Source organism: Burkholderia sp. ABCPW 14 (genome assembly GCF_001523835.1).
In the GTDB taxonomy this organism is placed as follows: Bacteria; Pseudomonadota; Gammaproteobacteria; order Burkholderiales; family Burkholderiaceae; genus Burkholderia; species Burkholderia mayonis.
This window is the reverse complement of record NZ_LOVS01000087.1, coordinates 1-13,120: the sequence shown is the minus strand read 5'-3', so window position 1 is coordinate 13,120 and position 13,120 is coordinate 1. Positions and strand designations below refer to the sequence as shown.

At 69.2% G+C, this 13,120-nt stretch carries 8 protein-coding genes and 1 pseudogene; 5 read left to right on the top strand and 4 right to left on the bottom strand.

The window, feature by feature from the left end; genetic code table 11:
• Nucleotides 1–367 precede the first annotated feature (367 nt).
• The 3 genes from WS62_RS12865 to WS62_RS12855 are packed head-to-tail and all read left to right on the top strand — an operon-like array spanning nt 368 to nt 5,041.
• Nucleotides 368–3,289: a molybdopterin oxidoreductase family protein gene (locus WS62_RS12865; protein ID WP_066571204.1), complete on the top strand. Its 2,922-nt coding sequence runs from the start codon at nt 368–370 to the stop codon at nt 3,287–3,289.
• Nucleotides 3,290–3,302: 13 nt separating this feature from the next.
• The gene (locus WS62_RS12860; RefSeq protein ID WP_066571202.1) at nt 3,303–4,043 is read left to right on the top strand and encodes a 4Fe-4S dicluster domain-containing protein; all 741 of its coding nucleotides are present in this window, start codon (nt 3,303–3,305) and stop codon (nt 4,041–4,043) included.
• Nucleotides 4,044–4,090: 47 nt separating this feature from the next.
• On the top strand, nt 4,091–5,041 hold the full coding sequence (locus WS62_RS12855) for a dimethyl sulfoxide reductase anchor subunit family protein (protein WP_066571201.1): 951 nt from the start codon (nt 4,091–4,093) through the stop codon (nt 5,039–5,041).
• A 153-nt stretch (nt 5,042–5,194) separates the two neighbouring features.
• Here the strand turns inward: WS62_RS12855 and WS62_RS36325 are convergent, their stop codons facing one another.
• A complete protein-coding gene (locus WS62_RS36325; RefSeq protein ID WP_156440966.1) occupies nt 5,195–5,458 on the bottom strand; it encodes a hypothetical protein in 264 nt (87 codons plus the stop codon).
• A gap of 159 nt (nt 5,459–5,617) precedes the next feature.
• On the opposite strand from WS62_RS36325, the pseudogene WS62_RS12850 reads away from it, so the two are divergent.
• Both WS62_RS12850 and WS62_RS12845 read left to right on the top strand, forming a co-directional pair.
• A pseudogene (locus tag WS62_RS12850) lies at nt 5,618–6,490 on the top strand (polysaccharide deacetylase family protein); the annotation flags it as partial.
• Nucleotides 6,487–7,878 (top strand): putative glycoside hydrolase, encoded by a 1,392-nt coding sequence (locus WS62_RS12845; RefSeq protein ID WP_066571199.1) that lies wholly within the window; start codon nt 6,487–6,489, stop codon nt 7,876–7,878. The pseudogene WS62_RS12850 and the gene WS62_RS12845, both read left to right, overlap by 4 nt.
• Nucleotides 7,879–8,282: 404 nt before the next feature.
• Here WS62_RS12845 and WS62_RS12840 read toward each other — a convergent pair whose 3' ends face one another.
• From WS62_RS12840 to WS62_RS36315, 3 genes are all read right to left on the bottom strand, one after another.
• Complete coding sequence (locus WS62_RS12840; RefSeq protein ID WP_066571197.1) at nt 8,283–10,835, bottom strand: penicillin-binding protein 1A; 2,553 nt, start codon at nt 10,833–10,835, stop codon at nt 8,283–8,285.
• 123 nt (nt 10,836–10,958) lie between these two features.
• Nucleotides 10,959–12,539, bottom strand: a complete 1,581-nt coding sequence (locus WS62_RS12835; RefSeq protein WP_066571194.1) for a thioredoxin family protein — start codon at nt 12,537–12,539, stop codon at nt 10,959–10,961.
• A gap of 297 nt (nt 12,540–12,836) precedes the next feature.
• Nucleotides 12,837–13,120: hypothetical protein (locus WS62_RS36315; RefSeq protein ID WP_231748275.1), on the bottom strand; the 284-nt coding region annotated here is incomplete at its 5' end.

Genomic DNA, 13,120 nt, shown 5'->3' with positions numbered 1-13,120 from the left:
CCCGTTCCTCGCCTGAGCCGAGACCGGCCTGCCGCCCGAGAGAACCCCTATCGGCACGCCATCATCGCGCTCGGCGCCGCAAGCGCCGTCGCCGCACATGAGCGAGCGCGGGGCGTCGATACGACATCGCCGAAGTCTGCCCATCTGCATGCATTGCGCGGACCGGACGCGCCGCCATCGACGGAAGCCGGCCGTAGCGCGCGTTCGCGCGCCGGCACATCCGTCGCGGATCGGCGATCTATCAGCCTCGCCGATGACTTCAGTTTGAAATCGCGATTTGTCATACCAGCGCGCCGCACATAGCATGCAAAGCGCGAGACGGCATCCGTCGCGCTCGCTTCGACGGAACCTTCGATAAAGAGCGAACATGAACGATCGCGTGCGAGCCGGAAACGAGCCACTCGAAGTCAAGACGACAACCTGCTACATGTGCGCGTGCCGCTGCGGAATCCGCGTGCATCTGCGAAACGGCGAAGTCCGCTATATCGACGGCAACCCCGATCACCCGCTCAACCAGGGCGTGATCTGCGCGAAAGGCGCGTCGGGAATCATGAAGCAGTACTCGCCCGCGCGGCTCACGCGGCCGCTGATGCGCAAGGCGGGCGCCGAGCGCGGCAGCGCGCAGTTCGAGCCGGTGTCGTGGGACGTCGCGTTCGCCGTGCTCGAAAAGCGGCTCGCGCATCTGCGCGCGACCGATCCGAAGCAATTCGCGCTCTTCACCGGCCGCGACCAGATGCAGGCGCTGACGGGTCTCTTCGCGAAGCAGTACGGCACGCCCAATTACGCGGCGCACGGCGGCTTCTGCTCGGCGAACATGGCGGCCGGCATGATCTACACGATCGGCGGCTCGTTCTGGGAATTCGGCGGCCCCGATCTCGATCGCGCAAAGCTGTTTTTCATGATCGGCACCGCCGAGGACCATCATTCGAATCCGCTGAAAATCGCGATCTCGAAGTTCAAGCGCGCGGGCGGCCGGTTCGTCGCGATCAATCCGATCCGCACCGGCTACGCGGCGATCGCCGACGAATGGGTGCCGATTCGTCCCGGCACCGACGGCGCGCTGTTCATGGCGCTGATTCGCGAGCTGATCGACACGGGCCGCTACGACCGCGACTTCGTCACGCGCTACACGAACGCGGCCGAGCTGCTCGACATGCGCGCCGACGCCGACACGTTCGGGCTCTTCGTGCGCGATGCGGCCACGCCCGAGCGCAATCCGCTGTTTCCGCAGGATCACCTGTGGTGGGATCTCGGCAGCGGCCGGCCCGTGCCGCATCACACGCGCGGCGCGACGCCCGCGCTCGACGGCCGCTACACGCTCGACGACGGCACGCCCGTCGCGCCGTCGTTCGCGCTGCTGCGCGAGCGCGTCGCCGCATGCACGCCGGAATGGGCCGAACGGATCACGGGCATATCGGCCGACACGATCCGCCGGCTCGCGCACGAAATGGCCGATGTCGCGCGCGACCACAAAATCACGCTGCCGATCCGCTGGACCGACGCGTGGGGCGAAACGCACGACGCCGTCACCGGCAATCCGATCGCGTTCCATGCGATGCGCGGACTCGCCGCGCACTCGAACGGCTTCCAGTCGATCCGCGCGCTCGCGGTGCTGATGTCGCTGCTCGGGACGATCGACCGGCCGGGCGGCTTCCGCCACAAGTCGCCGTATCCGCGCGCGGTGCCGCCTTCGGCGAAGCCGCCGAGCGGCCCCGGCGCGGTGCGCCCGGACACGCCGCTCGCGGCGGGCCCGCTCGGCTGGCCCGCCGCGCCCGAGGATCTGTTCGTCGACGAGCAAGGCGGCCCGGTGCGGATCGACAAGGCGTTTTCGTGGGAATACCCGCTCGCGGTCCACGGGCTGATGCACAGCGTGATCACGAACGCGTGGCGCGGCGATCCCTATCCGATCGACACGCTGATGATCTTCATGGCCAACATGGCGTGGAATTCGTCGATGAACACGGTCGAGGTCCGCAAGATGCTCGCGGACAAGCACGCGCACGGCGAATACAAGATTCCGTTCATCGTCGTGTGCGACGCGTTCCAGTCCGAAATGACCGCGTTCGCCGATCTGATCCTGCCCGACACGACGTATCTCGAGCGGCACGATGCGATGTCGATGCTCGACCGGCCGATCTCCGAATTCGACGGACCGGCGGATTCGGTGCGCATACCGGTGGTGCCGCCGACCGGCGAATGCAAGCCGTTCCAGGACGTGCTGATCGAGCTCGCGAGCCGGCTGAAGCTGCCGGCGTTCACAACGCCGGACGGCGCACGCAAGTTCCGCGACTATCCGGACTTCATCGTCAACTATCAGACCGCGCCCGATTCGGGCGTCGGCTTCCTGATGGGCTGGCGCGGCGGGGACGGCGGCGGCGCGCTCGTCGGCGAGCCGAATCCGCGTCAATGGGACGAATACGCGAAGCACGACTGCGTCTTCCACTACACGCTGCCGGAGACGCTGCAATACATGCGCGGCTGCAACGGCCCGTATCTGAAATGGGCGGTCGAGCAAGGCTTCCGGAAGTTCGGCGAACCGATCGTGATCCATCTGTATTCGGACGTGATGCAGACATTCCGTCTCGCCGCGCAGGGCAAGACGCACGGCCGGCAACCGCCCGAGCGCTTGCGCGCGCGCATCGAGCGCTATTTCGATCCGCTGCCGTTCTGGTACGAACCGCTCGAGCTCGACGCGACCGATCCGCAGCGCTACCCGCTCGCCGCCGTCACGCAGCGGCCGATGGCGATGTATCACTCGTGGGATTCGCAGAACGCGTGGCTGCGGCAGATTCATGGGGAGAACGATCTGTTCGTGAACCCGAGGATCGCGCGCGATGCGGGGATCGCGGACGGCGGCTGGATCTACGTCGAGTCGCAATGGGGCAAGGTGCGCTGCCGCGCGCGCTATAGCGAAGTCGTCGAGCCGGGCACCGTGTGGACCTGGAACGCGATCGGCAAGGCCGCGGGCGCGTGGAATCTCGGGCCGAACGCAAACGAATCGCAGCGCGGCTTCCTGCTCAATCACGTGATCACCGACGAGCTGCCCGGCGACACCGCGCATGCGCCGCGCATCTCGAACTCCGATCCGATCACCGGCCAGGCCGCGTGGTACGACGTGCGCGTGCGGATCTATCCGGCCGAAGCGGATGCCGACCATACGCTGCCGCAGTTCGCGCCGATGCCGGCGCTGCCCGGCGTGACGGGCGCGGTTCGGCGCATCGTGCAGAGCTACTTCGCAGGCCGAGGCGAATTCGCCGCCCGGTTGCGCAATCCGGCGAAACGCCGTTGACGAGGAACATGCGATGACGCAAATGGCGCTCGTAATCGATCTGAACGTGTGCGTGGGATGCCACGCGTGCGTAACGAGCTGCAAGGAGTGGAATACGTCGGGCGAAGCGGGCGCGCTGTCGGATGCGCGGCCGTACGACGCCGATCCGTCCGGCACGTTCTTCAACCGCGTGCAGACGTTCGAGGCGGGCGAATTCCCGCTCGCCGACACGATCCATTTCCCGAAGTCGTGCCTGCATTGCGAAGATCCGCCGTGCGTGCCCGTATGCCCGACGGGCGCGAGCTACAAGCGCAAGGAAGACGGGCTCGTGCTCATCGATTACGACAAGTGCATCGGCTGCAAGTACTGCGCGTGGGCGTGTCCGTACGGCGCGCGCGAGCTCGACGAGGCGCGCAAGGAGATGACGAAGTGCACGCTCTGCGCGGACCGCATCCATGACGACGCGCTGCCCGAGCGCGATCGCAAGCCCGCGTGCGTGCTCGCGTGCCCGACTTCGGCGCGCCTATTCGGCGACATTCACGATCCGGAGTCGGTCGTATCGCAAGCGATTCGCGAGCGCGGCGGCTATCAGTTGATGCCGGAATGGGGCGCGCGGCCCGCGAATCACTATCTGCCCCGACGCACGACGACGGCTTGCGGCAGCGGCGACGCGTGTTCGTGCCGATCGGCCGGCGCGGAGCCGGCGCTCGCATCGGCCGGCGACCGCCTGGCGCACGAGCCGGTGCATCTCGCCGCGCTCGCGAAGCGCGCCTGAACGCGCCGCGCGCCGGCGCTACCGACACCGAATCCGGAGCAACACGAATGAAACCCGCTTTTTCGGTCATATTCCTGACGACGCTGAGCGGCGCGAGCCAGGGGCTCGTGATCGCGCTGTTCGGCGTCGAGCTCGCGGCGCGGCTCGGGCTAACCGCGTTGCCGCCGCAGGCGTTCTTCATCGCGGGCGCGGCGCTCGCCGTGCTGCTCGGCTCGCTCGGCCTGTTCGCATCGTTCTTCCATCTCGGGCGTCCGGAGCGCGCATGGCGCGCGGTCGCGATGTGGCGCACGTCGTGGCTGGCGCGCGAATGCATCGCGCTGCCGGTGTTTCTCGCGTGCGCGACGGCTTACGGCGGCGCGCATGCGCTCGCATTGCCGTATTCGCTCGCGCTCGGCATGCTCGCGACGCTCGCGAGCGGCGTACTGTTCGTCTGCACCGGCATGATCTACATCTGTCTGCGCTTCCTTCAGGAATGGGCGACGCCGCTGACGATGACCAACTTCGTGCTGCTTGGCTGCGCGTCCGGCTTCACGCTCGCGACCGCCGGCGCCGCGTGGTTCGCGCCGCCGCTCGTGCCGGCGCTCGCCGGATGCGCGTGCGCGCTGACGCTCGCGGGTTGCGCGACGCGCACCGCAGCATTGGTGCGCAACGCGCGGCTGCGGCCGCGATCGACGGTGCAAAGCGCGACCGGCATCCATGCGCGGCGGGTCGTGCAGCGATCGCGCGGCTTCACGGCCGGCGCGTTCAACCTGCGCGAGTTCTTCCACGGGAAGACGCCGCTGACGCTGCAGCGCGTGAAGTGGACCTTTCTGATCTGCGCGTTTGCCGTGCCGTTTGCGCTGCTGGCGATCGGCGGCGCTGCGGCGCCGGCCGTCGCGTCGTTCGGGCTCGCGTGCGGCGCATTCGCGATCCAGTACGCAGGGCTCGTCGCGGAGCGCTGGTTCTTCTTGGCCGAGGCGCGGCATCCGCAGAACATCTATTACCAGCGTGCCGCGTGACCGGCGGCGCATGCGTGCCGCGCGCGGCGGGCATCGCGCCCGGCACGCGCACGCGCACGCGTGCCGATCGTCTGTCCGCCGCGCGTCGATGCCGCACGTCGATGCCACGCGTCCATTCGCGACGGCGGCACCGCCGCGCATCGTCAGCGCCTTTCATTCCCCTGCCGCTTCGCCGCCGGCGGCGCCGTTCGCACCGGGCGACTCCGTCCCGCCAAAGCTGGCGTTCTTGACTACGATCAACCGCCGATGCTCAAACCATAGCAGCATGGTTGCCGTATCAGGACCGATTCGACGCGAACCGCACGGCGGCGCCGCGATGCGATCGACGAGCCGGCCATCGCGTCGGCGTTCGACATCGCCAAAGGTGAGGCTTTTCGGGAGCTGTCCCGCATGATGCCGACACTGACGATCGCGCATGGGCGTAAGCGAGCGCGAATCGTCATCGACGCGCCAATGGCTGGTCGCGGCGTGTGTCGAGTCGTTTGTCGTTTGTCGTTTGTCGTTTGTCGTGTGTCGTGTGTCGTGTGTCGTGTGTCGTGTGTCGTTTGTCACAAGCTTCGAATAACGGAAGGAATGCCCTTGCGACACTCAGGCTCCTGGCTCACCCGATTTCGGTTCGCAGCCGCGGCCTGGTGTCTCGCGTCAGCGTGCGTCGCGCCGTCCGCGCCGTCCGCGCCAGCCGCAACCGACGCCGCCACGCGCCCCGCCGCCGACGCGTCACGCCCCGCGATCCTCGTCTATCACCGCTTCTCCACATCGACGCCGCCCGACTCGATGACGGTCCGCATCAGTACGTTCGAAGCGCAGCTCGCGTTCCTGCGCGCGCACGGCTACGAAATCGTGCCGCTGCGCGACGTCGTCGGATGGGCGGCATCGCCGTCCGCGCGCCTGCCGGACAAGGCAGTCGCGATCACCGTCGACGACGGCCATCGCTCGGTGTACGACCTGTTGCGTCCGATCGTGCTGCGCGAGCGGCTGCCCGTCACGCTGTTCATCTATCCGTCCGCGATCTCGAACGCATCGTACGCGATGACGTGGGACGAGCTGCGCGCATTGCGCGACACCGGCCGCTTCGACATCGAGTCGCACACGTGGTGGCATCCGAACTTTCGCACCGAGCGCCGGCGCCTCGCGCCGGACGCGTTCCGCCGCTTCGCCGCGACGCAGTTCGCGCATTCGCGCGCGCTGCTCGAACGCGAAGTCGGCGGTCCGGTCGATCTGCTCGCGTGGCCGTTCGGTCTCTACGACGACGAGCTGACGTCGCTCGCCGCGCAGTCGGGCTACATCGCCGGCTTCACGCTCGACGCGCGCAAGGTCCGGCGCGGCGACGCGCCGCTCGCGCTGCCGCGCTTGCTGATCGTCGACGGCTGCACGCCGGCCGTGCTCGCGCGGATGCTCGGCGAGCGCGGCGATGCGCATGCCGATGCACACGCGGAGGACCGGCCATGAACAAGATCGCCCAATGGTTGCGGGCGAGCGCCTGTGCGTGCGCGCTCGCGGCAGTCGCCGCCGCGCCGCCCGGCGATGCGAGGGCCGCCAACGCGACGACCGGCAATCCGGTGGCCGGCGGCACGGCGGCCGGCGGCACGGTGACTGGCGGCACGGCGGCTGGCGTCCCAGTGGCCGGCAATCCGGCGGCCGGCATCCCGGCCGCAGCCGTTCACGGCACCGTCGTCGACGCGCGGACCGGCAAGCCCATCGCGGCCGCGATCGTAACGATCGGCGGCCGTCCGATGCACGCAGACGAACAAGGCGCGTTCTCGACCAACGCCGCGGCGACCGAGATCGCCGTCCGCGCGCCCGGCTATCTGGCGACGCGCACCGCCGTCGCGGCAGGCAAGCCTGTCACCGTCGCGCTCGCGCCGTTCCGGCCGAAGGCCGTCTATCTGTCCGTATTCGGGATCACGAGCAAGACGCTGCGCGAGGCCGCCGTGAATCTCAAGGGCGCCACCGCGATCAACGCGCTCGTCATCGACATGAAGGGCGATCGCGGCATCACGCCGTATCCGAGCGCGGCGCGGCGCGCATCAGGCGCGGCGGCGCAGACGCCGAACGCGCCCGTCGTGCGCGACTTCGCGGCGCTCGTCGCCGATCTGCACCGGCGGGGGCTCTACCTGATCGCGCGAATCGTCGTGTTCAAGGACGATCCGCTTGCGGCCGCGCATCCGGAATGGACGGTGCGCGATGCGGACGGCGACATCTGGCACGACCGGGAAAAGCTGCGCTGGATCGATCCGTCGTCACGCGAAGCGTGGATGCACAACCTCGATGTCGCCGAGGAAGCGGCGAAGCTCGGCTTCGACGAGATCCAGTTCGACTACGTGCGCTTCCCGGACGCGCGCGGGCTGCGCTTCAGCGCGCCGAACACGCGCGCGAACCGCACCGCGGCGATCACGGGCTTCCTGCAAGCGGCGCACGACCGGCTCGCGCCGTACAACGTGTTCGTCGCCGCCGACATCTTCGGCTACGTCTGCTGGAACGAGGACGACACCGCGATCGGTCAGCAGATCGAAACGCTCGGCGGGCCGCTCGACTACATCTCGCCGATGCTCTATCCGTCCGGCTTCACGTGGGGATTGCCGGGCTGCACGCAGCCGACCGCCGATCCGGGGCAGATCGTGCGCCGCTCGCTTGCCGAGGCGCGCTCGCGAACCGGGCTGCCCGGCGTGCGGTTCCGGCCGTGGCTACAGGCGTTCCGCGACTACGCGTTCGACCGCCGCGATTTCGAGGCGGCGGAAATTCGCGCACAGGTCGACGCCGCCGACGCCGTCGAGACCGACGGATGGATGCTGTGGAACGCGCGGAATCGCTACGATCCGAAGCAGTTGCCGAAATAGCCGTGCGGCTTCGCGACACGGCGGCGCGGCCCGCCGGGGCGGGGGCCGAGCACGCCGGGAGGCAGGGCGAAGCGCGGCGCGCCCCGACAGCGTGGTAGTTGCGGCCGCAACGACTGTGACTGCGACACACGAGTCTATCCAGGCCCTAATGCCGTTCAGTCAAGATCAAAAAGGCCGCTCCGATTCATACCGGAGCGGCCTTTTTCCTGGGTTCTGCAAGGCCAGGCCACTGCGAACCACGCTTAACTGAACGGCATTACTATCCAGACCCGCCCTTCACCGCCCACCCGCGCCCCACGCGGTCTCCGGATCGAGCGGAAAGGCGGGATGCGGAACGCGCGACGCGCGCGAAGTCGAGCAGCCCTTCCTCGGAGCCTGTCACGCTGCGTCGCCGCTCCCCACCGCTAATTGCCGGCCGCTCCGCTCGCGGCCGGCGCATCGGGCGTCGGCGTCGGCGACATCGGCGCGTTGTCGTTCGGCAAACCGTTGCCCGGCTGCGCGCCGGGCAGTGACGGCGACGGCGACGGCGACGGCGACAGCGGAGACGACGGCGGCGTCGACGGCAACAACGGCGGCATCTCCGGCGTGAGTGCGGAAGCGCCGCCCGGCGCGGCGAACGGTACGCCGCTTGCGGCTGATGCCGCCGCCGACGCTTCGGACGCGAACGCCGCCGACGCGGCCGCCTCCGACGCCGCCTCGACCTCGGAAGCCGGCATCACCTCCTCCACCGGCGCGCGCGGCGCTTTCGGCGGCGCGGCCTTCTGCGGCTCGGCTTTCTCGAACAGATAGCGATACCAGTCGTTGAGCTTGTCGCGGAACGTGTCGAACGCGCTCGGCGGCGCCTCGGTCGCGAAGCGCTCGCGCGTGTCGACGATCCGCGCGCGGATCGCCCGCTGATAAAAATCGCCGACGATCGGCAGCGCGCTCCTCGCGCCCTGCCCCCAGCCGCTGCCGAGCGTCACGCGGCCGTCGTCGAAGCCGACCCACGCGCCCGCGACGAGCTGCGGCTGCATCAGGATGAACCAGCCGTCGGTGTCGCCCTGCGTCGTGCCGGTCTTTCCCGCGACATCCGCGCGAATGCCATAGCGCGAGCGGATCGCCGCGCCGGTGCCGCGCTCGACGACGCCGCGCATCACATCGATCAGCGTGCGCGCGGGCGCCGCATCGAGCGCCCGCTCGGGCGACGCGCTCGCGAACTCGGCGAGCGCTTCGCCGTTGCGATCCTCGATGCGCGTGACCATCCGCGGCTCGACGTATTCGCCGACGTTCGCGATCGTCGCGTATGCGGACACCATCTCCTTCAGCGTCACGGGGCTCGTGCCGAGCGCGAGCGACGGCACCGCGTCGAGCTCGCTGTCGCGCACGCCCATCGCGCGCGCGAGCCGCGCGACCTTCTGCGGGCCGACCTTCATCACCAGTTGCGCGGTGATCCGGTTGCGCGAATACGCGATCGCGTCGCGCAGCGTCATCGGCTTGCCGCTCGGCGATGCGTCGTCGTCGGGCCGCCAGATCTCGCCGCCCTTCAGCGCAATCTCGACCGGCTGATCGACGAACGTGTCGTCGGGCGTCGCGCCGGCCGCGAACGCCGCGCCGTAGACGAACGGCTTGAACGTCGAGCCCGGCTGCCGGCGCGCCTGCTGCACGTGGTCGAACGGCTCGGTCGTGAAGTCGCGGCTGCCGACCCACGCCCTGATCTGTCCGTTGCGCGGATCGATCGCGAGAAAGCCCGCCTGCACGTCGGACTTCGCCTTGCACAGCGCGCGCGTAAAACCGCGATCGGCGAGCAAATGCTTGAGCGCCGCGTCTTCGGTCGCGCCGCCGTCGAGCGCCGCGCGGAACGCCGGCGTCTCGCGCACGAACGCGCGGAACAGCGGATTGCCCGGCGCGCAGCCGCTGCCGGCGTTCCACATCCCGTTCGCGATCCCTTGCAGCTGATTCGTCTGCCGCGCGAGCGCCTGCGTCGCATACGCCTGCAGCCGCGAATCGATCGTCGTGCGCACGACGAGGCCGTCCGCGTAGACGTTGTAGTCGTTGCGGTCGGCCCACGCGATCAGCCACTTGCGCAGTTGCTGCGCGAAATGCGGCGCGGGACCGGGCGGCTCCTTCTGCCGCTCGAAGTCGATCCGCAGCGGCTTCTTCTGCAGCGACGCATACGCGGCCGGCGACAGCTTCCCGTACTTGACCATCTGCGCGAGCACCGTGTTGCGCCGCGCGAGCGCGCGCTCGGGATTCAGCACCGGGTTGTAGTAGCTGTTGCCCTTCAGCATGCCGACGAGCGTCGCGGCGTCGAGCGCGTCGAGCTGATCGGCCGATTTGTCGAAATACGTGCGCGCCGCCATCTCGACACCGTACGCGTTGTACAGGAACGGCACCGTGTTCAGATACGTCTCGAGAATCTGCGCCTTGCTGTAGACCGCCTCGATCTTCAGCGCGGTGATCGCTTCCTTCAGCTTGCGCGTGAGCGTCGGCGCGCGGCCGATCTCGTCCGGATACAGATTGCGCGCGAGCTGCTGCGTGATCGTCGAGCCGCCCTGGCGATCGCCCGAGAACGTGCGCAGCGCGGCGCCCGCCGTGCGGCGCCAGTCGAGGCCGTGGTGCTCGTAGAAGCGGTGGTCTTCGGTCGAAATCAGCGCGTCGACCATCTTCGGCGAAATGCCCGCGAGCGGCACCCATTCGCGGTTCGACGGCTTGAACTCGGCGAGCAGCTTGCCGTCGGCGGACAGGATCTGCGCGGGCGCGTCGACGCGCGCCTTGCGGATGTCGCCGATGCCCGGCGTGAACGGGATCAGCGCGAGCACGTAGAGCAGGAGCAGCGCCGGCACGGCGGCGATGGCGAGTGCGACGCCGCGTCGCGTCGGATGGCGCAGGCGATGGAGGACGGCGGCGGCGTGCGGCTTCGCGGCGGCGAGCCAGGCCGCGCAACGGTCGAGGAAGGACGACACGATTCGGCGATTCACGCGGTGATGCGAACAGGTGGGAAAGTGTGAATCGTACCAAACGCGGCGAAGCGGCTGGAGAAAGCGGTGCGGCGGACGAGCGGCGACGGCGACGCGGCAACCGCGCCGCCGCGCCGCCGGACGTCAGACCTTCGCCGTCTTGATCAGGCTCTCGCAGGTGCCGACCTGCGGATCGCCCGCCGGCAGCTTCCCGCACACAGCCTCGAACTGCTTGACGACCGCCTGCACGGTCGCGTCGTGCGCGCCGCGCTGCCGCCAATGCGCGAGCTGCGCGATGACCCGCGTCAGCGCGCGCCGGTTCGCGCCGTAGAACGCGTTGCGCGTCTGGCCCGCCTGCGTCAGCACGTCGTTTGCAATCTGCCGGATTCGCGCGGCGTCGTCCGGTGCGAGATCGACCGCGTTCGCGAAGTACGCGGCGCCCCAGCGCAGCCGCGTCGCCGGGCCGCTCGCCGCCTCGTACGCCTTCCGGTACCAGTCGAGCGCGGCCGCGCGATCGCCGCGCGCCTTCGCGTTCGCCGCGAGCCCCGACATGAAGTAGTACGGCGTCGGCGAGCGCGCGAGCTCCGCCTTCAGCAGCGCGCCGGCCGCGTCGAACTGGCCGGCGTCGGTCAACGTGTCGGCCGCTTCGCTCACGACCGCCTGCCGCGCATAGACGTTCGTCGATTCGGCGACCGCCGATGCGGTCTGCCGACGCACCGCGTCGGCGAGCGCGGGCGGCAGCGGCGCGCCCGGTTTCGCGTCGAGCCGCGTGACGCGCACGCGGCCGTGCAGCGCCATCGTCCGGTCGATCGCGGCGAGCGACGTGTCGGCCGACAGCCGCGCGAGCGCCGCGTCGAACTGCTTCGCGAGCGACGCGCGCGCCGCCGCGTCGCCGCCGCCGGCCAGATACTGGACGACGTCGGCCGGCGCCGCGACGAGCACGTCGTAATCGGCGCGCGCGCGCTTCGGATCGCGCAGCGCGTCGCGTACGGCGGCGGCGCCCGCTGTCTTGTCGATGTCGCCTTGCTGCGGCGGATCGCCGAGCGCCGCCGACACGACCGCCTTCAATTCGAGCCGCAGCGCTTCGGCGTTCGCATGATCCGCGCGCGCATGGCTCGCGAGCGTCTGCAGCGTCGTCGCGACGCGCTCGTTCGGCACCGGCAGATCGCCGTCGGTGTCCCACGAGTAATCGGCAAGCACGCGCCAGTCGTCGGGCGTCATGCGCGCGCCGCCCTTCAGCGCGGCCGCGAGCGTCTGCTTGAACGGATGCGCGGCGTTCAGGCCGATCGACAGCGCCTGCATGTAGCGGTCGAGATCGACTTCGCCCGGCAGCCGCGTCACTTCGGCGCCGTCCGGCCGGAACAGGATCATCGTCGGATAGCCGCGCACCTTGAAGCGGTCGCCGATCTTCTGCGCGTTCTCCGTGTCGCCGTCGAGATAGACCGGCACGAAGAACGACGAGCGCGACTTGAACGCCTGCTGGCTAAAAATCGTCGACTTCACCTGATTGCATGACGGACACCAGACGGCGCCCCAGTACAGGAACAGCGGCTTGTTCGTGCGCTTCGCCTCGGCGAATGCGGCGTCGACGTCGCCTTGCCGCCACGCGATGCCGGGCGGCAGATGCTCGGGCGCGTGCGGCGCGTGCGGCACGTCGGCGGCGAAGCAGGCGGTCGCGGCGGCGAAGAGCAGCGACGCCGTCAGCTTTCGAATCGCGGTTTTCATCGATGAGCGTCCGGTTGGGGGCGGCGCCGCGCCGGTTCGGCATCTTCGTCGCGGCCCGCATCGGGTTGACGTTCGAGCGCGTCGGGCACGCGCTCCGTTCTTTTACGTCGCAATCGTATGAAGTATAGAAACAATCGCGGGCGCCGCGGGAGACCTTCATGCGCGCAGGGGAAAGCGCGATGCGAAGCGCGTCGCTCGGCGCGGCGGCGTGACGCTTGCGCGGAGTTCGGCGACCCCGGAACTGCATCGCGACAGCCCGCGCGGCTGCGACGGCTGCGGCTGCGGACGGGATCGACGTTATCGCAACTTATTCCATTCGCGACGGTCGCGAGAATTACGATCGACTTCATCGGCTTCATCGGCTTCATCGGCTTCATCGGCTTCATCGGCTTCATCGGCTTCATCGGCTTCATCGGCTTCATCGGCTTCATCGGCTTCATCGGCTTCATCGGCTTCATCGGCTTCATCGGCTTCATCGGCTTCATCGGCTTCATCGACTTCGACCGCCTCCACGTCTTCACCCGACTCCCCGACCTCCTCGACCCCGGCCACCCCTCCGTCCCGCCCCCCGCCCAACGCGC